The organism is Natrinema longum, assembly GCF_017352095.1.
Taxonomy (GTDB): domain Archaea; phylum Halobacteriota; class Halobacteria; order Halobacteriales; family Natrialbaceae; genus Natrinema; species Natrinema longum.
On record NZ_CP071463.1, the window covers coordinates 2,919,872 to 2,940,218 of the forward strand.

Here is a 20,347-nt window from a genome sequence, read left to right on the forward strand (position 1 = left end):
CTACGGGCTCGAGTACCCTCCTTCTGGAGGCCGTCAGAGGCAAGCACGAACAACTTCGTCCGGTCTGGCCGAATCCGCCGCAATGGATTCGTTCAAGTGGGTCTCGTTCTACCTGTCAACCGATGACTGACTCGACCGACGAGGACTCACCAGCGTGTCGACAGTGTGGCACTCCCGTAGGACCGTCTTCCGAACAGCGCGTCATCACGACCGTCGAGGACGGAACGACCGTGTATCGACACTTCTGTACCGACGAGTGTCGCGAACAGTGGGAGTCCTCGAACACTGTCTGAGCGGCACGCGAGAGAGACGTGTGTCCCCGAGAGCGTCTCACGGAGGTGCTGGGGTCGGCCCGGCTGCACCCGCGGCGGCGATCGCTGGGGGTGCCCGCGAAAACGGATCGAGCCGACAGTTTCGGTGGCCCCGGCGACTCGAGGTCGACCGCGCTGGAACGGACGGAGAACCCGGCGTCACTCGACGGTGACGCTCTTGGCGAGGTTTCGCGGTTTGTCGATCGGACGATCGAGGAGGTCGGCGGCGTGGTAAGAGAGCAACTGGAGCTGGACGTTCGCGAACAGACCGGCGAGGTCGGAATCGGTCTCCGGGATCGCGAGGTGCTCGTCGGCGGCCTCGACGGCCGGATGGCCGTCGGGACAGACCGCGATGACGGGCGCGCCACGGGTCCGGGCTTCCTCCGCGTTCTTCAGCGTCTTCTCGTCTTCCTGGCCGGTAAAGATCGCGAACACCGGTGTCTCGGGGGTCACCAGCGCCAGCGGACCGTGTTTGAGCTCACCCGCGGCGAACCCTTCGGCGTGTTCGTAGGTAATCTCCTTGAACTTCAGCGCCCCCTCGAGCGCCACGGGGTAGCCCAGGCCCCGGCCGATGAAGAAGTACGATTGGCTGTCCCTGTACTGCTCGGCGATCGCTTCGGCGTTGGAGTGTTCGAGCAATTCGTGGATCCGACTCGGCATCGACTCCAGTGCCGGCAGCAACGACTCGAGGTCGGCCGACGGCTCCCCGCGGAGGTCGGTGGCGATGCGTTGACCGAGCAGGGTGAGTATGACCGCCTGTGAGGAGAACGTCTTCGTTGCAGCGACGCCGATCTCCGGTCCCGCGCGGATGAAGAGCGCGTCGTCGGCCTCACGGGCGGCCGTCGAGCCGACGACGTTGGTCACGGTGAGCGTGCGAGCACCCTCGGCAGTGGCCTGCCGGAGTGCGTTGAGGGTGTCGGCCGTCTCGCCGCTTTGCGTGACTGCGATCACCAGCGTCGTCTCGTCGACCGGGGGCGCGGCGACGCTGTACTCGTTCGCCAGCAAGGCCGTCGCCTGCACGCCCGCCTGGTTCAACGCGAGCGAGCCGTACAGCGCGGCGTGATAGGAGGTCCCGCAGGCGACGAACTGGACGCTGTCGATCGCCTCGAAGCTACCCGGTTCGAACGCGGACAGTCCGATCCGGCCGCTCGTGGCATCGATCCGACCCTCGATCGCCTGCGCCAGCGCGGTCGGCTGCTCGGTGATCTCCTTGAGCATGAAGTGGTCGTACTCGCCTTTCCCCGCCTGTTCGGGGTCCCAGTCGACCGTCTCCGTCGTGCGCGTGATCGGTTCCCCGTCGAGATCGGTGAACTCGACGCCGTCCTCGTCGACGATGACGACGTCCCCGTCCTCGAGATACACCACGTTGTCGGTGTACTCGAGGAAGGCCGGCACGTCGCTCGCGAGGAAGTACTCGCCGTCTTCGATCCCGACGACGAGCGGCGAGCCCTGACGGGCCGCATAGAGGACGTGCTCGCCGGAGACCATCGCGGTGACGGCGTAGCTACCCTCGAGTTCGTCGATCGCCTGTCGGAACGCCCGCTCGCTGTCGAAGCCCGCGTCGAGGTAGTACTGTACGAGATGCGGAATGACTTCGGTGTCGGTGTCGCTCGTGAACGCGTAGCCGTTGGCCGCCAGCCGCTCCCTGAGTTCGGCGTAGTTCTCGACGATCCCGTTGTGGACGACCGCCACGTCCTCGCTTTCGTCCGTGTGAGGATGGGCATTGGCGTCGGTCGGCGGGCCGTGGGTACTCCAGCGGGTATGCCCGATCCCGACGTCACCCTGGAGGGGCTCGCCGATCGACTCTTTCAGTTCCTCGACCTTCCCGGAGCGCTTTTCGACGTTGATGCCGCTCCCGTTCTGGACGGCGACGCCGGCCGAATCGTAGCCGCGATACTCGAGGTTTTCCAGCCCCCGCAACAGCGGCTCGAGGGCGTTGCCGTCGCCGACGCGGCCGATGATTCCACACATCGGCCACTCACCGACCGTCGGGCCGTTCGGTGTGGTCGTGTGGCCCGGACACGGTATCGATTCCAGTCGACGCTCCGTCGACGCGACGATGCCTGGACCGCGGTCGGAGGGACGGCGTGGTCGCCTGCCGACCCCCGGTGCTCGGTCGAAACGATGGGAAGTACGCAGCCATACACGGTGTTCAACCCTCCCGAACCCATTACTATAGACGGACTACTGAATCGCGTAGTCTCCGGGTACCCCGGCGCTGACTGACGGTATCGCCGCGGACGACCGTCGTGGCCGAACTCCGCGGCGATCCGTAATTTCCAACGACTGTTCGGTGAGATCCGTTCCCGCGGCGCTTTATCGTCGGTTGTTGTCATCAGTTGAAACGTATGCCAAACGAACAGCTGATTCCCGATCGGTACGAACGCGACTAGTCGGCACCGACTGGGACCGATACTGTCGGATACGAGCGGGTGATTGCCGGACACGAGTACGCAGTTGCCAGGCGTCGACTGCAGGCCCAACGTACCGCCCTCCCACGCGGACCGAGACGGGAACGAGAAGCCGCTCGGAACGGTTACCGGCGGTCCTCGAGTCGGCCGTGTCATGTCAGGTAATCGTCGCGTATCGACCGGGAACGAGCGACGGAGATGGACCAAACCGGCACACCTTTTGCGGTGGCGAGGGACCTAGGAGTATGGGTTTTGGTAGCTACGACGAATCCGAACAAAAAGAGCAGACGACCAACGACGAGGACGTCGATGCGGTTAACGTCCACGAAAACGATCACGACGGCGAAATGTCGTTCGAGTCCGACGTCTCGACGGACGAGCTGGTCGACCAGCTCGGGTCGATGAAAGACGACGACGAAGAGTAAGCCACCGCAGTCCGTCGCTGACCGGTAAATCCCGCCGATTTGCCTTTTCTCGCGCTCGACTCGACACGTATCGACCGATACGACTCCGGCGAACGCCACGGACTCACGAGATAGCACCCACCCGTAGGGCGGTCGCTGCTACACGGTCGAATCCGGCGGAGAACATCGGCTCACCCGGAGAACGTCGGGTCTATCGGAGCCACCGAAAGTCGATGGACACCCGATCGCATGACGGTGTTGCGATCAATGTGTGAATCGGTTCAGTGGCTCCGATGGGTGAGCTTTGCGGCACAGAGTTCGCCGATCGCCCGTCGGAGCCGCTGGGAGACGGCCGACTTCGAGACGTCGAGTCGATCCGCGAGTTCGTCCTGCGAAATACCCCGCGGGACGTCGAAATACCCTTCCTCGTGGGCGACCGCGAGCAGCTCCTGTTGTTTGTCGGTGAGGGCGACGACGCCGTCGTCCTCCTCGTCGGAGACGCGAAGGTGGTCGACAGTGACTGAGATATCGATGTCCCGACAGTAGTCGTTGAACGCGACGAGACGGTCCCGGTCGGGGAACCGAAGCTGGACGAGCCAGCCGTCTCGAGTGCTCGAGTACTCGAGCACTCGGCCGCCGACCGCGGCGGTTTTGGCGGTAAACGGGAGCGCACGGTCGGTGCGCTCGACGCGGTAGACCCGTCTGTCCGGGTAGCGATCCACGAGAACCGGATCGGCGACGGTCGGGTCCGTCCCGAGAGCGGTTTCGAACGCCTCGAACGTGGTGCCATACACGGTGACGAACACGAGCGTTCGGTCCGGTTCGACGGTCGTCCAGTAGTCGGGCTGGACGGTAACGGCCGGAGCGTTTCGGAGCGTCGGACCCAAGAACAGGTTCGGATGCTCGAGGCGAAGCTGGGCGACGATGCCGCCATCTGCCGTCGATGGGACTCCGGGCTGGTCGGTCTCGGCTGGCGCTGCAGCGTCGGTGGCGCTCTCGGCGGCCCCGGCGTCTTCGGTCACATCCCCGGTATCGGCGACGTCCTCGGTATCGGCGATATCGATACTCACGGGTCCATCCGCCATCCGGGGAGATGACCGCCGTAATCGTCACTTACCTCGAACGCACTCATTGAATGCCATATTAGGAGCCGAGGTTATGATTGTAGACGCTATACACCCAACCCGAGCCGGGATCGCCGTCAATACATATTCATCCGGCCGTTCGGCGTCGCCGGTCGCCGGCGCGGAAAGGCATTATTTCCTCCGGACGAGTCGAGGTAAATCCGTGCTACTGGCCGGTGCTAGCTGGTCGGATAGCCGATCGCCTCACTCCGCGAGTCGGTCGTCGAACAACGACTCGAATAGCTTTCGCTGGGCGACTCGGAGATGGCGGCTGAACGTCGGCTGTGAGATCCCGAGGGAGTCGGCGACCTCCTCGCCGGTGTGCTCGCGGGGCCACTCGAAGAAGCCGCTATAGTAGGCCGCCTCGAGCGTCCGCCGCTGTCGCTCCGACAGCGCCGCGATCGGGTCGGCGAACGAGCGCGCCGTTCGCGGCGGCCGGTCCCGGTCTCGTCGGGCGACCAGCTCGGTTTTCGAATGGACGGTCTCGAGTGTCCGGAGGAACGACCGGACGTCGATCGGATTCCCGAGGTCGATCTCGAGCCTGCTCCGATCGTCGACGGGGGTCAGCGATCGGAGGACGCCACCGTTGTCCGCGATCGTCCGCGCGATGGGCGGGTCGTCGGACTCGCGGAGCCCGATCTCGAGGACGGTTTCGCCGTTCCCGTGGCCGACGACCGAGACCGAATCGACTGCAGCCACCGACTCGATCGTCACCCGAACCGCGTCCGCATCGTCCGGAACCGAGCAAAACACCGTCGACCCACCGGACGAACGGGGGATCACGGCGCGAAACTCGATGGGATGACCGAGCCGATGGGCGATCGACGAAAGCGGCTCCGAGGCATCGCCCCGAACGACGACCTCGAGTTCCGTGACCCGATCGGCGAGGAGCGCGTCTCGCCGCTCGATCGCGCCGATCGACTCGCCGGCGATCGACGCGAGGCGTTCGCAGGCTCGTCGGGTCGTGTCGTCGAACGCGGCCGGCTCCTCCGCGTACGCAGTGAGCGTGCCGTAGCGGAACTCGCCCGCCTCGAGCGGGACGCTCAGTGCGGACCGAAATCCTCGATCCAGGAGGCGCTCCCGCCACGCATGCGCCTCGTCCGTGCCGTCGTTGCCGATGGCACCGTCCGTATCGAGACGGTCGAGAACGACCGACTCGCCGGTCGCAGCCGCGTTTCCGGCCGGGAAGTCGCTCCGCTCCAGCGACAGTGACACCGACTCGAGGACGTCCCCGTTACGGCCGGCCCACGTCTGGGGACGGATCCGCTCGCGCCCGTCTTCTACCCGACCGACCCAGGCGAGGTCGATTCCGGCGGCCGATTCTGACGGGGTCAACGAGACGATCCCCTCGCAAAGCCGTCTTTCGACCGCGTCACGCGTGGGCGCGTTCAGCAGCGATCGCGTCGTCTCCCAGGCTCGCTGGGTCCGCGCGACGGTCGTCCGAAGTCGATCGGCCTCCTGTCGACACGTTCTGCGAGCCACGGCGTGTTCGAGACTCTCGAGGGCCATCGCCGCCGCGTCCGACAGCGTCTCGACTGGCCCCAGATCGATCCCGTCGAACGCCATCGGGTCCCCGCTGGTCGCGAGGACGATGCCTCGGTCTGCGATCGGGACGGCCAGGACCCGTTCGGCACGGAGCCCCATCCGAGCGAGCACGTCCTCGAGGCTCGTCCACTCGTAAACGGTCGGCTCCTCGCTCTCGAGGGTGGTCGCCAGTGGGGTGTCGTCGATATCGATCGGGGGCGGATCGAACGATGTCCGGTCGCTGGCCGACCGTCCGTCCGTCGCCGCCGTCACTGTCGCGGGGCGAAGGCGGCCGTCGTCGACGAGAAACCAGATGGCGGCATCGGCATCGACACACTCGCGGATGGCGCTGGCGACGGTCTCCCGGACGGGGGTCGGCGTGTCCACACGGCGAAGCATCGCGACCGTTTCCTGCAGCGTCGACAGCGCGGCACCACGGGAGCCACGTCTGTCGCGGACGAGACAGAGCGTTCGATCGGGAGCCGACAACGGTGCGACGAACACGTCGACCGGTCGGCTCGCGTCGGTCGCGAGTTCGCCCGTCGCGGGTTCGACCCACCTGACGACCGGCGACCGTGCCCGTTCGCGAACCGCCGCCGCGAGATCCTCGTCGAACACCGACTCGAGGTCCCGACCGGCGAGTGCGTCCGTCTCGGTGAGTGCCAGCAAAGCGGGGTTCGCCAGTCGGATCGTCTCCCCCTCGAGGACGGCGATACCGTCGTCCAACGCGTCGACGATGGACCGGTAGAGCTCGAGGCGATCCCGGTCCGTCGAGCGATCGGTAGCCGTCGCATCGGTCGGTCGCTGTCTCGCAGTGAGGGTGACGCCGTCGTCGCCAGGATGGACGGAGACGGAGAGCGCTCCCTCGAGTGCGGGAACGGTCGTCTCGAACTCGACGACGGAGTCCGTCGCCCGCGCCTCGTGAATCCGGTCGGCGACCGTTTCGCCGAACTCCGCCGGGAAGCGATCCCAGACGATCGTCCCGCTCGAGCGGTCGCCATTCCCTCGGTCGTCGGAAAACAACCCTTCTGCCGCCTCGTTTGCGTACTGAACTTCCCCCCGCGGGCCGACCGCGATGAAGGCGTCTGCGAGCCGGTCGACCCCCGCTCGAGCGGGAGTATCCGACTCGGACCCTGAGACGCCGGTCCGGGTGACGACGATGCCCTCGACTGACGGGTCCGCGAGTCGATTGGTGTAGGTAAGCTCCGAGACGTGCCAGCTCCCGTCGCCGTGGCCCAGTCGGACGGTCACGCGCTCGGTCGTCCCGAGCGGGGCGGCGGCGACGGACGAACGCGTCTCGCGGGCCGTCTCGCGGTCGTCCGGGTGGACGAGACGGCTCATCGCCGTCCGCTCGAGTTCCGTCGGGGTATACCCCATCCGCGACTCGACCGCCGGGCTCGCGTACTCGATGTCGCCGTCGGTATCGAGGACCCAGACCACCGCCGTGGCGTGCTCGAGGATCGACCCGGGCTGTCGGTCCGCGTTCGCCGCGGCCAGCCGGTACCGTTCCCGCTGGGCGGCGTTTCTGACGCGGGCGGTCAGTACCGCCGCCGATGCGTCCCGATCGACGACGTCGGTCGCCCCGGCCTCGAGCGCTCGGTCGGCGTTCTCGTCGTCGACCACGGCGAGTATCGGCCGCTCATCGGTTCGGGCAGCGAGCGCCGCCAGTATCGAGTCGGGCGCTCCCGATCCGTCGGCGACTGGGAACGGACAGACGAGACAGTGAACCTCTCGGTCGTCGAGTCGCTCGAGCGCCCCCTCGAGCGTTCGCTCCCTGAGGAGCGAGACGCGGTCGAACCGTGTCGCGAGCGCCGCCATCGCGTCGTCGGCCGATTGGGAGTCGCCGACGACCAGCACGCACGAGACGTCCCCGAGAACGGTTGCGGTGCCGTCGCTCATCGGATCGGGACGCTAGGTATCGGTCTCGCCTTCGCGCCGACCGCAGGATTCGGCACTCGAGCCACCGATGTGGCGTCCTGGCGTGGACGAGCGCTCTGGCCCATCAGGTCCGTTCGCGAACGGTGAGGACGGGGACCGGCGCGTTCCGGACGATCTCCTCGGCGACGCTGCCCGAGATCAGATGGTCGAGGCCGGATCGGCCGGCCGTTCCGACGATGACCATGTCGATCGGGTTCGTCTCCGCGTAGTCGACGATCTGCTCCTGGGGGACGCCCTGACGGATATCCGTCGTCACGTCGACGCCTTCCTGATCCGCCGCCTCCCTGGCGCGTTCGGCTGCCGAGACGGCTTCGTCTTCGGGATCCGACCGGAGTCGGTCCTGTTTCTCGGTCGCCTGGGGGCCCGCTTCGGACACCGATAGCACGTGCAGAGTCGCCTCGAGTTTACTCGCGAGTTCGATGCCGTGATCGGTCGCTCGACGGGCGGCGTCGCTCCCGTCAGTCGCGAGCAGCAAATCCTGATACATCGTTTGCACGCCCGTTCGGGAGACGGCGGGATAGCTCCCGGACCTGCCGTTGCCTGCCGGGTGGCCCGGCCGACCCAATCAGAGGACCTCGAGAACGACGATCGCGAGATAGAGCTGTCCGATCCCCGCGAGTATCATGACTGCGCCCGCGAGGCGCTTGAGCTGTCCCGTGTAGGCCGAAAGCCGGCTGGCACCGGCGCTCAGTCCCATCCCCGTTGCGACGGTCAACGAGACCATGAGCACGACGAAGCTCCCGACGTACGTCGCGAGGAGGATCGCCGCCGCGGTCGTCGGCAAGGAGAGCGCGCGGGTGACGACGCCGAAGAAGACCGGTGCGACACAGCCCGCCGCTGCCAGGGCGTAGCCGACGCCGAACACGCCAAAGCCGAGCACGCTCGAACGGCGTTTGGGGAGCGCGATCGACGGCGACGGAGCCCGATCGAAGACGAGTAGCAGGCCGAAGGCGATCAGGACGAGCCCGGCGACCACCTCGAACCACGTGATGTTCGATAGCGTCGAGTAGCCGACCCAGAACGTCGCTCCGAGCAACACGGCGAGCGTGACGAGGCCGCCGATACCGGCGACGAGCCCCCGACTCAATGCTCCGCCGAGTGACGCCTGCTCGCCGTCGGTTTGACTGACGTAAAAGCCGACGTACCCCGGCAGGAGGGGATACGAACACGGGGAGAAAAACGTCCCAACCCCGGATATCAGTCCGAACGTGATCGTCGCCACGAGCGGAGCGTCGACCATTTTTACTCCGCCTCGGCCTGGCTCCCGATTCCGTCGGCCTCGAGGGCCCGTTCGATGCCGTCGACGAGTTCGTCGGCGGACTTCCGACCGCCTTCCGACCACTGGATGCGTCCGTCGGCGTCGATCGCGACCGCGTAGGGGACCCCGCCGATGGAGTACTCGGCGCTCAGTTCGGCGGTCGGATCGATGCCGACTGTCCAGTTCCCGTCGTGGTCGGCCCACCAGTCGGCGACCTCGGCTTCCGTCACCGATCCCCCGACGTTCTCGTTCGTGACCGACATGAACAACACGTCGTCGCCGAGACGGTCGTGGGCCTCGACGAGGGCGGGCATCTGCTTGGCACAGGGTGCACACCACGTCCCGAAGAAATCGACGAACGTCGGGCGGTCGGTCGCCGGGACGCGTACCTCGCCGGCCTCGCTGCCCCGTGCGTTGATCGTCTCGATGGTGTAGGGATCGGCAATTGGCTTCCCGTTGTCTCCCTCGAGAAACGACGGCATCCCCTGTATCGCCACCGCGCCTGCGCTCCCGATCACGGCCAGGCTGCCGACGCCAGCGAGGAGATCCCGCCTGCGCATCTACCCCGTCACCACCGTTTCGAAGTCGTCGACGAGCCGTGAGACGTCCACGGTGTGTCCTCTGACGTAGACCCGTTCGACGATCCCCTTTTCGTTCACGAGGAAAATGTAGGGGAGATGCGGGAACGTGTACTCGAGTTCGTATTCGTTGTCGTACTGCTTCTCGAGGCTCCCCTCCGGCAGTCCGTACGTGTCACTGATGATCGACTGTGCGTCCTCGTACCGTTCGGGCCGCAGGAAGTGCCAGTTCCCGGCGTCGAGATCGACGCCGCGTTCTTCGCCGAAGGTGCGCAGCGTCTCAGCGGTATCGCGCTCGGGATCGAACGTCATCGCGAGGAACGCGGCCTCGTCACCGTACCCGTTCTCGGCGGCGACCTCCTGTGCGCGTCGCAACCGGAGGGTCAGTGCGGGACACATTCCGTCGGGACAGTTGGTATAGAGAAAGGTCATCAACACCGTGCGGTCTCCCTCGAACTGATCGGTCGAGATCGTCTCACCCGACAGGGGATCCGGCACGCTGACTGCCGGGTATTCGTCACCGTAGCTCGGATGCGTCGCTTCGCTTAGGTCCGTCTCTGGCGGTCCGAGCACGGTGTCGTCGTCACCCCTGATGCTCTTGAGCGCTCCGCCGAGACAGCCGGCGACGCTTGTGAGTCCTGCAACACCAGCCGAGCCGAGGTATGTCCGCCGGTCCATGTATAAATCGTAGGAACCACCGATCAAAGGTTCGTTGGTTCGGTTCACGAAGACGGACGGTATACCGAAACCAACGGACTGCTGGCGGGCTGACGCTAACGACCGTCCGGATGGAGTCGACGACCGCTGGTCGAGCGGATCCCGCTGACTGCTGGCCGGATGGACACGGTGGAGCACACCGTGGCTGCCTCGGCCCGTTCGACCCGCGAACCAACAGGCGTTTCCTCGCTGCGTTCCAAGCGATGGCCAATGAATCGTCGGGGTTTCCTCCGTGGAACGACCGGGATCGGAACCGTCGGGATCGCCGGCATCGCCGGCTGTCTCGAGCAACTGGGGTTCGAGGAGGAGTCCGCCTGGGCGAATCCGCCGCTCGTCGAGAATCGGCCCGACGCCGTCTATCTCCCGTCCTCGAGAGAGGAGATGGCGATGTACGGCACGGCGACCGACGGCGACTACGCCGTGGCGCTCTCCTATACGTTTCCACACCGGTTCTGGATCGTCAGCGGCGGCAAGGAGCTAGTCGAAGTCAACACCGACGATAGCCTCCATCTCATGGTCACCCTCTGGGATCGCGAGACGCACACCGTCCTTCCGGTGGACATGCGCCTCGAGATCCGACAGGAGGGATCGCCGATCGACGACGGGGTCTTCTCGCCGTGGCCCATGATCTCCCAGCGGATGGGCTTTCACTACGGCGACAACGTCCGGCTCCCCGGCGAAGGCGAGTACACGGTCCGCGTTCGAGCAGACCCCCTCACGGGCACCGCTCGAACCGGCGCGTTCGAGGGGCGACTGGACGAACCGGCATCGCTCGAGGTCGACTTCGAGTACGCCCGATCCGACATCAACGGCCTCTCGTTCGAGACGATCGACGAGGATCGGTGGGGAAGCCGCGATGCGCTGTCACTGATGACTCACGGGGAGGAGGGGAGCGACGGTGAAGCAGGATCCGACGGTCAGGGCTCCGGTCCGCCGATGGGACAGGGGCCGTCGGTCGACGAACTCCCCGGCGAGCTACTCGGGACCGAGCGCACCGGTGACGCGAGCTTCCCCGTAGTCGTGACCGATGCCGATCGGTTTACCGACGACGGAGCGTACCTGGCCGTCTCTCCCAGAACGCCGTACAACGACGTTATACTCCCGTTTACGTCCCTGTCGGCAGCCATCGACCGCGAGGGAGAGCGCCGCGACGACGGCTCACTCACGGCGACGCTCGACGACGAGTTCGGGTATCACTACGGGCTCGCGGTCGACGACGTGCGCGAGGGGGATCGTGTGACGATCACCGTCGACTCTCCGCCACAGGTATCCCGCCACGACGGCTACGAGACGGCGTTTTTCGAGTTCGAAGCCGTCACTTACACCGTCTAACCGATTCGAGAGCCGATTCGAGAAGCCGGCTCGGGAGTCGGTTCGGTAGGGGGAGAGGGGGATCGAGTCGCCGGCATTCGGGCCGGGCGTTTCGCGGGTAAATCGGACTCTATCCGAACTGAACGATCAGATGGAACTGCCAGCGGTGCCGTATGGCTGGGATAACAATCACCGATCATCGAATACACATGGGTCCATGTCTCGGACAGGAAACACGGATATGGATATCGGCTGTCCGGAGTGTGATGCCACCGTCAGTGCGTCCCTCCCGCCAGGCCCTGGGATCCATCCGGAGCGCGACTCGAACCAACTGCTAGGCAGTGAGACCCAGTGTCGGAACTGCGGCCACGAACTCGAACTCTACTATTATTGACCTTCTGTACTCGGCGTCCGACCGGTTTTACTCCCCTCACAATTCACAGGCGGTCTCACGACGTCGAGCCGGCTTCCTGTCGGTCTAAACGCCGTCCGTGGTGAAGTTGGTAACGGACCGTCTCGAACCCTGCTGGACGCATCCAGGGACGGAAGCGAGTTGGACCCTCGAGACGAACGCGAGAGGCGAGTCCGGTTCCCACACCGGGTTTCCGGTGAAATCCGTCCGGCAGCATCCGGCTGGTGATCCGGTTTTCGTCGGACACACCGGGTTTCCGGTGAAGCGGCGTCGCCTTGCCGGCGGATTGCCGTGCGTTTTGCCGGTGGACCGCCGTACGGTTTGTCGATGGACCGCCGTACGGTTTGCCGGTGAATTCCCGTGCGTTCGGTCCGACCGGTCCGGGGGCACGGACACCGTGTTTCCGGTGAAGTAGGATCTCGTTCGGTCGTCCGATCGAACTCGAGCAGCGCTTGTCGAAGCGTTCACGGGAGAGGAGAAGACGTGACGTCAACTGTCCGGCCTATCCTGATCGTACTGCAGTGAGTCGTGCCATACCGGACCTGAGAACGGGCGTTTCGGATTCACACACCGTGTTTCCGGTGAATCGATACGGACCGCTGCGTGGGAGAGTACACGAACCACGAACTGTCGGTCTAACAATAATGCTAGGACTGCTCATCCCACACCGGGTTTCCAGTGAAACGCCAGTGTTCCCTGTGAAGGGTGTTAGTGGGCTCCGGTAAACCTCACGACCACGGTTGTGAAAGCAGTCAGGACGGACAACGACGTGTTCCCGTGATGGCAGGGGACGTATCCGGATCAGTGCTACAGGGACACACCGTGTTTCCGGTGAAGGTCTCGGACTACCGTTTGGGGTACTGTTTGAAGGGACTGTTTAGAGGGACTGTTTGGAAGGACGCCCTCTCAAAGTTGGTAATCTATAAGTAGTACTTATGACTATAGTCCATTGGCTGGATCAGCTCGCTGTTTGAATTCTGGTCAGTAATCGACCGCACTCGATTCAAGGGTTGCTTCCATTTCGATCGAGAGCGGTGGCTTCGGTCACAGGTGCGGTGATTTCGATGGGGGAGCCGTCCGATCTCCGATCTCGGCTGCGCTCAACGCGATCCCGACCACGTTTCCGGTGAACCCAACCCCCGTTTCAACTCCACCCGCCACGCCGTCTCACTTCATTTCACCGGAAACACGGTGTGTGTCCACCCCGATCCGATCTTCCAACGAACCACAGAGCGCGAACCGAGTTCTATCGACCGAACGCGCGAACCGACCGGTTCTACCGCCGCTCGAGCCCGTTCGGAGCGCAGTCCGTCTCGACGACGGACCAGGAGAGCAAACGGAACAGCTATTTCACCGGAAACACGGTGTTCGATTATGTCGAGTTCCGGCGACGATCTGTTTACCCGCGACGATCCGATCTTCGAGAACAAGGAACTGCTCGAGATCAACCATCTCCCCGCGGAGGGACGAATCGTCGGTCGGGACGACGAGATTTCGGAGCTCGCGAACGCGGTCAACCCGGCAATCTTCGGTCAGAGCCCGAGTAATCTCCTCATCTACGGCAAGACGGGGACGGGAAAGTCCCTCTGTGCGAAGTACATCTCGGAGCGGGCCGTCCGCGTCGCTGGCGACGAGGAGATCACCGCGGCGTTTGCGTACGTCGACTGTGCACAGGACAACACGGAGACACAGGCCGTCCAGACGATCGCACACACGCTCAACGAGCCGTCCGTCACCGACGTTCGCATCCCCGACAAGGGACTCAGCACCTCGACGTACTACAAGCGCCTCTGGACGGTGCTCGACTCCCAGTACGACGTCGTCCTCGTTATCTTAGACGAGGTCGACAAACTCGACGACGACGACATCCTCATGCAACTGTCGCGGGCGGGCGAAGCCGGCAAACTCGAGTCGTGCAAGATCGGCGTCATCGGGATCAGCAACAAGATCAAGTACAAGGATCGGTTGGACGAACGGGTCAAGTCCAGCCTCTGTGAACGGGAGTTCGTCTTTCCGCCCTACGACGCGAACCAGCTCCGGGACATCATGCAGGCTCGCAGCGACGCGTTCAAGGACGGCGTCCTCGAGCCGTCAGTGATACCCCGTGCCGCCGCACTCGCGGCCCGCGAACACGGCGACGCGCGGAAGGCGATCGATATCCTCCGGTACGCCGGGGAGATCGCCCAGTCGAAGGGGAGCGAGACGGTTCGAGAGGACTTCGTGGTCCAGGCCCGCGAGCGGGCCGAAACCGACCGGTTCCGGGAACTCATTCGTGGCTCGACGCCCCACTCTCGGTACGTCTTGCAGGCACTTGCCGTCCTTTCGCTCAACGCGGCCGAGGAGGACGGGTTCCGAACGACGAAGATCTACGACGTCTACGAGGAGATCTGCCGCCAGGAGAGCTCCGACCCGCTCTCCCTGCGACGGGTCCGGGACCTCTTGAAAGAACACGCGTTTCTCGACATCTTGGAGCAGACCCGCCGGAGCGGCGGGAGCGCGGAGGGAAGCTATACCGAACACCAACTGCTCGAGGACCCGGAGGTCGTCCGGACGGTCCTCGTGGAGACTGGTGATCCGTAGCCGTCACAGTCCCTCTCCTGGTGCGTCACGGTACTCGTCTCCTGGTGTCGTGTCAGCCAGTCCTCTCAGCCGCCAACACGCCGACATTTCATCGGAAATCCGGTGTCCCCTGTTCGACGGTGTCCCGCTTCACTGGGTCGGGTCGTTCACTCCGTCGTCCCGCTCGAGGTCGGTCTCCCAGCCACGTGGCGTCTCGTTCAGCCGCGTTGCTCCGTCCTCGGTCACCACGACGAGGTCCTCGATCCTGACCCCGAATTCGCCCTCGAAGTAGATCCCCGGTTCGACGCTGAAGACCATTCCGGGCTCGAGTTCACGATCGTTCCCCTCGACGATGTAGGGCGGTTCGTGGACCTCGAGACCGACGCCGTGGCCGGTCCGGTGGACGAACGCGTCGCCGTAGCCGGCCTCGGCGACGACCGAGCGCGCCGCGTGGTCGATCGAACCCGCGGTCGCGCCGGGCTCGACGGCATCGATCGCGGCCCGTTGTGCCTCCCTGACGATCTCGTGAATTCGTGCGTACTCGGCCGCTGGCTCCCCGACGACGATCGTCCGCGTCTGATCGCCCGGATACCGGCTCGTTCCGGCCTCGAGATCGGCGGGCACGAACGCGCCGAAATCCAGCACGATCGGATCGCCGGCCGCGATCTCCCGCGCGCCGCTGTGGTGGTGGGGCCGTGCGCTGTTCGGCCCGGCGGCGACGATCGTGTCGAACGCCGGCTCCTCCCCGCCCGCCGCTGCCAGCAGTCGGTCGATCTCGCTCGCGAGTTCCGATTCGGTCGTGCCGACCAGGTCGGTCCCACGCGCTCGAACCTCGAGCGAAACGCGATCCGCGATCTCGCCGGCCCGCCGGAGCGCCTCGCGTTCGACCTCGTCCTTTCGCAGTCGGAGCCCCTCGAGGACGGCACTCGCGAGGTCGAACTCGGCGTCGGGAAGCAGGTCCCGGAGGTCCTGCGTGAACGTCGCCCACATCCGGTCGTCGACGAGGACGGTCGCCGGCTCGGATCCGCCGACCGAATACTCCTCGAGGACGTCCACGACGTGTTCGAGTGGATCGTCCGCGTCGTCCCAGAGTCGCAGTTGCAGGGCCGCGATCGGAAGGGCCGACAGTTGTTCCGCGTACATCGCCGGCGCGACCAGTGCGGGATCGCCGCGTTCGGGGACGAACAACAGCAGGTGGCGTTCGGACGGCGACTCCTCGAAGCCGGTCAGATAGGTGAGGTTCGGGCCCGGGAAGCAGACCGCGAGGTCGGCTCCCGTCTCCGCGAGCCGTCGCTGACAGGCCGCGATCCGGCGCTCGAAGGGCGTTTGCATGGGAGATCGTTCACCCGAGCGAGAAATCAAGGTTTGGTTGCCCGTTGGTGAGTGACTCGGAGCCCTCGACAGTTTGCTCGGGGCCCTCACTATCGTTCGGTCGCTCGACAGATACGCCACCGCTCCGTCGATCGCTCGAGACGTCGAAGGGAGGTAACGGGTTCGGAGCGGTGACTGTCGCCGTGAACGGACAGTCCGCCGGCCGCGATTACTAGTGGGAACGTATTAACCCCCCGGCGGTCGCAGGCCGCGAAGCAACCAGGCGGGATGCTGTGCTATTTCAGCGAATGCGAGTTACCGAGCGGTTGTCGTCGACGACTGTACGTAATCGACAGCGACTGGCGGATGGGCGCGGACGGACGGACGAGGCGTTCGCGTCCGACGGTCCCAGCTGTCCCGGTTCGTTGATCGTTGTCTCGAACCGGCAACCGTATCGTCACGAGTACGAAGACGAGTCCGCGGAGCCAGCGGGCGGCTCCGCGAGTACTACCGGGGACGCCAGCCCACCGACGGGGACCGACGGCGGGGCTCGCTCGACGGCCGAGACGCGATCCATCACGGTCGACGAGCCGACTGGCGGCTTGACCGCCGGCCTCGATCCCGTGGTTCAGCGGACCGACGGGACCTGGATCGCCTGGGGAGACGGCGACGCCGACTTCGCGGTCACGGACGAGCGAAACTGTGTCGCCGTTCCACCCGACGACGAGGCCTACACGCTACACCGGCTCGACCTCTCCGAGGAGGCGATCGACTCCTACTACTACGGGTTCAGCAACCGCGTCCTCTGGCCGCTCTGTCACGGCTTTTCGGACTTGATCGAGAACCGACCGAACGACTTCGAGTGGTACCGGACGGTCAACGAGCGCTTCGCCGAGGCGGTCGCCGATCACGCCACGAACGACTCGGTGATCTGGCTGCAGGACTACCATCTCGCGCTCGCGCCGCGGCTGATTCGGGACGCGGTCCCCGCAGGCGCGACGGTCGCCCAGTTCTGGCATATCCCGTGGCCGACGCCGGCGAGGTTCCGGCAGTGTCCCGGCCGCAGGCAACTCCTCGAGGGACTGCTCGGAAACGATCTGCTCGGCTTTCACGTCACCCGGTACGCCGATCAGTTCCTGGCGTGTGTCGATCGATTCCTGCCGGAAGCGACCGTCGATCACGCGAGTCGAACGGTCCGGTACGATGGCCGGACGACTCGCGTCGTGGCGACACCGATGGGGGTCGACGCCGAATCGTACGCCCGTGAGGCCCGGTCGATCGATCCGGATCAACTCTCGACGTTGTTCGAAACGTATGGCATCCCCCGGGACGTGACGATCGGACTCGGCCTCGACCGCCTCGATTACACCAAGGGGATCCCCGAACGCCTGACCGCGCTCGAGCGGTTCTTCGAGCGCAATCCCGACTGGCGTGGCGAGTTCACGTTCGTCCAGAAGGCAACCCCCTCGCGGACGGAGATCGAGACCTACGAGCAGTACGGCGAACTCGTCCGCAGCGAGGTCCGGCGGATCAACCGTCGCTTCGGGACCGCCGAGTGGCGGCCGATCGTCTACACGGAGGACGTCCTCCCGAAGGAGCAACTCTGTGCCCTCTATCGGTGTGCGGACGTGATGGTCGTGAGTCCGCTGGCTGACGGCATGAACCTGGTCGCACAGGAGTACGTCGCCGCCAGCGTGGACGGCGACGCCACACTGTTGTTGAGCGATCGGATCGGCGCACACGAGCGTCTCGGCTCACACGCTCTGACGATCGATCCGACCGACGCGGTCGGCGTGGCGGCCCAACTCGAGACCGCGCTCTCGATGTCGCCGTACGAACGAAAGCGACGAATGAACACCCTTCGCCAGCGCGTCTGCAACGGGGACATCGAGTCCTGGATGGAGACGCAGTTCGACTGGATACGACGCGTCCACGACGACCGGCGGGACGAAACGGACCGTGATTCCGATTCCCGGGAATCGACCTCGATCGTGTAGCCGATCATGGAGAGCGAGTCACCGCCACTACGGCTTGCGGCGCGTCTCCCGGCGGTCCGGGCGAAACTCGAGGACGCTGCCCGGCTGCTCGTCTGTCTGGATTTCGACGGCACGCTCGCACCGATCGTCGAGGATCCGGACGCCGCAACAGCGACCGCGCGGAATCGGAACGCCGTGGCCAGGCTCGCGGAACGGCCCGACGTGACCACGGCGATCGTCAGTGGCCGTGCGTTGACCGATGTCCGCGAACGCGTCGACGGGCCATCGATTTACGCCGGCAACCACGGACTGGAACTCGCGCGCCACGGATCGATCGCCGTCCACCCTGTCGCACGAAAACGCGCTGCTCGAATCGAACGGATCTGTTCGCTCCTCGAGACGGCCCTCGCCTCCGTCCCGAACTGCCGGATCGAGAACAAGCGGCTGACCGGGACGGTCCATCTCAGAGCCGTTCCGGCGGCCGCCGAACCGATCGCACGACGGATCACCCGCCGGACCGTCGATCGGTTCGGCGGGGACGAACTCGAGATTTCGACCGGCAAGCGGATCCTCGAGATCGGGCCGGACTTCCGCTGGGGGAAGGGAAACGCGGTCGAGTTGATCGCCGCCGACGAGCCACCGGGGACACCGGTCGTCTATATCGGCGACGACGTGACCGACGAATCGGCGTTTCGAGTCGCCGAGTCCGACGGGATCGGGATTCGGGTCGGTGGCGACGAGCCCTCGAGTGCGTCCGCCCGGGTCGAGTCACCCGCCGGCGTCGCATCGGTTCTCTCGTGGCTCGACTCGCTCGCGAGCGACGCGGCTGCTCGATCGGAGTCCGCGCCGGGACATCGCCCCGAGAACCGGCCGCGGTAGCGTCTCCTCGTTCTTCAGGCGTTGACTGGTGTCGATCCGATAGCCGGACGGCTTCGACGCCACAGACGCGCCCGGGACTATCCAGGAGTGGTATCGACGCTGTCGGCTCCGTTCGCCGGTCGTCCGGAAAGGGGATGGGGGGATGGGGAGCGGGTGGGTGCCGAGTAGCGGCAGGAGACGACCGACCACGGGTCGGAGAGGGGGACTCCAGACCCGCGCTCGGTCGGCTGAGGCGGTGTAGGGGGAGTCCGTCTGGGGTCGCTCGGCCCACCCATTCGGGTCGTTTTGTCGCCTCCCACTTAACGACACCGATACAAATTACCACAACAAACATCGGGTCTCGAGCCGAAAGTATTAGTTACCACTGGAAATATAGTCCGGTACGAGAGTGAACGAGAGTGAAACTCCGACAACCAACTGATTTCCTGATCCTCGAGGCACTCGAGGATACGGGACGAAACGTCGCAACGAACCTAGCCGCACACACGGGAAAGAGCCGAAAGAACATCAACACCAGACTCCCGGTGCTCGAAGATTACGGTCTCGTCCACAAGATCGGGCCCGCCGAACGGTCCGGTCTCTACGAGATCTCTTCGACGGGAAAAGCAGCGCTGGTCTACCGTGACCAGTACGACGAGGTCGACGACTTCGAGGCGCTCATCGAAGGGCCAAACGCCGGCACGGACCAAGACGGGGACGCGCAGGCGAGTTTCGCCCGCGGCGAGAACGACGGCGAAGACGACGAGTAACACGCCTTACTCGAGTTCGCGACGGGCACAGGACGAAAACGCCAGGCTGAGTTTTCGTTCCAGACCGTCCGTGCTCGGACGTATCGTCCCACAGCGAGAGCGATCAGTATCGTAGGTCGGGTCCCACGCGTAGCTGCTGAGCATCGGCGTCGCGATCACGGCTCCACCATCGCGAAACGCAACCCCGTGGTCGTGTTCCAGTCCGAGCGCGTGGCCGATCTCGTGGGCGAGTACCTGTATCGTTCGTGCCGGTGTCGTGTTCGGAACGACCCAGTCGTCGTCGACCAGCTCGTCGAACGGCTCGAGAGCGGCGATCTGTCGCGCTCCGCCGACCGAGGCGATGTGGGGAATGCCGTACCCGGTGGGGGCCTCTTCCATTCCGCCATCGGTCACCAGCAGATTGACGTCCGACACTGGCTCGAGGTTCCGCTGGCCGAGTTCGCCCGCCGCGACGGCCATCGGCCATTCCCCACGAGTGGTGAGACGAGCGGCGTTTTCCGTCGAGACCGAGACCGTCCCGCCGACGGAGAGCTCCAGCGTCCAGTGGTCGAACCCGAGTACGTTCTCGAGATAGTCGAAGATACGGTCGATCACCCCCTCGTAGCTGGCGGCCTGCTCGGAGAGCCAGATCCGAACGGCGAGCGTCTCGAGGGAGTCACGTGTCGCGTATGCCAGCGTCCCAAGCGAGGCTATCGAGCCGACCGATCCCAGGAACACGCGACGATTCACGGTCGAAGTCGTGTGGGAGGGTCCCAGATTCTAGGGGTGAACATGGACGGCTATTACGACCCAGGCGTCGACGAACCCGACTTCCGGGCTCGATCGACCCGCCCGGTGGCGCTCCACGCCGCGTATCGACGACACGGGCGCGAGTATCGAAAACGC

16 protein-coding genes are annotated in these 20,347 nt (G+C 65.2%); 7 read left to right on the forward strand and 9 right to left on the reverse strand.

From position 1 onward, the window contains the following. The first annotated feature begins 122 nt into the window (after positions 1-122). Positions 123-293, forward strand: coding sequence for a DUF7576 family protein (locus tag J0X27_RS14395; protein WP_207269854.1), 171 nt, complete (start codon positions 123-125; stop codon positions 291-293). Between the two features lie 177 nt (positions 294-470). Here the strand turns inward: J0X27_RS14395 and glmS are convergent, their stop codons facing one another. After that, on the reverse strand, positions 471-2,282 hold the full coding sequence (gene glmS, locus J0X27_RS14400) for a glutamine--fructose-6-phosphate transaminase (isomerizing) (protein ID WP_207269855.1): 1,812 nt from the start codon (positions 2,280-2,282) through the stop codon (positions 471-473). A 685-nt stretch (positions 2,283-2,967) separates the two neighbouring features. On the opposite strand from glmS, the gene J0X27_RS14405 reads away from it, so the two are divergent. Then, positions 2,968-3,147 (forward strand): DUF5786 family protein, encoded by a 180-nt coding sequence (locus tag J0X27_RS14405; protein WP_207269856.1) that lies wholly within the window; start codon positions 2,968-2,970, stop codon positions 3,145-3,147. 260 nt (positions 3,148-3,407) lie between these two features. Here the strand turns inward: J0X27_RS14405 and J0X27_RS14410 are convergent, their stop codons facing one another. The 6 genes from J0X27_RS14410 to J0X27_RS14435 form a co-directional block, all read right to left on the reverse strand. Further along, a complete protein-coding gene (locus tag J0X27_RS14410; protein WP_207269857.1) occupies positions 3,408-4,211 on the reverse strand; it encodes a helix-turn-helix domain-containing protein in 804 nt (267 codons plus the stop codon). A 243-nt stretch (positions 4,212-4,454) separates the two neighbouring features. Then, complete coding sequence (locus tag J0X27_RS14415; RefSeq protein WP_207269858.1) at positions 4,455-7,673, reverse strand: bacterio-opsin activator domain-containing protein; 3,219 nt, start codon at positions 7,671-7,673, stop codon at positions 4,455-4,457. 103 nt (positions 7,674-7,776) lie between these two features. After that, positions 7,777-8,199: a universal stress protein gene (locus tag J0X27_RS14420; RefSeq protein WP_207269859.1), complete on the reverse strand. Its 423-nt coding sequence runs from the start codon at positions 8,197-8,199 to the stop codon at positions 7,777-7,779. A gap of 78 nt (positions 8,200-8,277) precedes the next feature. After that, complete coding sequence (locus J0X27_RS14425) at positions 8,278-8,952, reverse strand: cytochrome c biogenesis CcdA family protein (protein WP_207269860.1); 675 nt, start codon at positions 8,950-8,952, stop codon at positions 8,278-8,280. 2 nt (positions 8,953-8,954) lie between these two features. Then, positions 8,955-9,530 (reverse strand): TlpA family protein disulfide reductase, encoded by a 576-nt coding sequence (locus tag J0X27_RS14430; protein WP_207269861.1) that lies wholly within the window; start codon positions 9,528-9,530, stop codon positions 8,955-8,957. After that, positions 9,531-10,226 carry an SCO family protein gene (locus J0X27_RS14435; protein WP_207269862.1) on the reverse strand — a complete coding sequence of 232 codons (696 nt, stop codon included), beginning with the start codon at positions 10,224-10,226 and terminating at the stop codon, positions 9,531-9,533. Positions 10,227-10,475: 249 nt separating this feature from the next. Between J0X27_RS14435 and J0X27_RS14440 the strand changes: the two genes are divergently transcribed. Both J0X27_RS14440 and J0X27_RS14445 read left to right on the forward strand, forming a co-directional pair. Next, positions 10,476-11,597: an iron transporter gene (locus J0X27_RS14440; protein ID WP_207269863.1), complete on the forward strand. Its 1,122-nt coding sequence runs from the start codon at positions 10,476-10,478 to the stop codon at positions 11,595-11,597. Positions 11,598-13,362: 1,765 nt separating this feature from the next. After that, positions 13,363-14,568, forward strand: coding sequence for an orc1/cdc6 family replication initiation protein (locus J0X27_RS14445; protein WP_097379996.1), 1,206 nt, complete (start codon positions 13,363-13,365; stop codon positions 14,566-14,568). 129 nt (positions 14,569-14,697) lie between these two features. On the opposite strand, the gene J0X27_RS14450 is transcribed toward J0X27_RS14445, so the two are convergent. Then, positions 14,698-15,879, reverse strand: a complete 1,182-nt coding sequence (locus J0X27_RS14450; protein WP_207269864.1) for a M24 family metallopeptidase — start codon at positions 15,877-15,879, stop codon at positions 14,698-14,700. Between the two features lie 287 nt (positions 15,880-16,166). Here J0X27_RS14450 and J0X27_RS14455 point away from each other — a divergent pair, with 287 nt between their 5' ends. From J0X27_RS14455 to J0X27_RS14465, 3 genes are all read left to right on the forward strand, one after another. Then, positions 16,167-17,855, forward strand: a complete 1,689-nt coding sequence (locus J0X27_RS14455) for an alpha,alpha-trehalose-phosphate synthase (UDP-forming) (RefSeq protein WP_207269865.1) — start codon at positions 16,167-16,169, stop codon at positions 17,853-17,855. Between the two features lie 6 nt (positions 17,856-17,861). Further along, a complete protein-coding gene (otsB, locus tag J0X27_RS14460) occupies positions 17,862-18,713 on the forward strand; it encodes a trehalose-phosphatase (protein ID WP_207269866.1) in 852 nt (283 codons plus the stop codon). A 398-nt stretch (positions 18,714-19,111) separates the two neighbouring features. Continuing rightward, positions 19,112-19,462 (forward strand): winged helix-turn-helix domain-containing protein, encoded by a 351-nt coding sequence (locus J0X27_RS14465; protein WP_207269867.1) that lies wholly within the window; start codon positions 19,112-19,114, stop codon positions 19,460-19,462. 6 nt (positions 19,463-19,468) lie between these two features. Here the strand turns inward: J0X27_RS14465 and J0X27_RS14470 are convergent, their stop codons facing one another. Next, entirely contained in the window at positions 19,469-20,191 is a 723-nt protein-coding gene (locus J0X27_RS14470; protein ID WP_207269868.1) for a M10 family metallopeptidase domain-containing protein, read from the reverse strand. Positions 20,192-20,347: the final 156 nt, after the last annotated feature.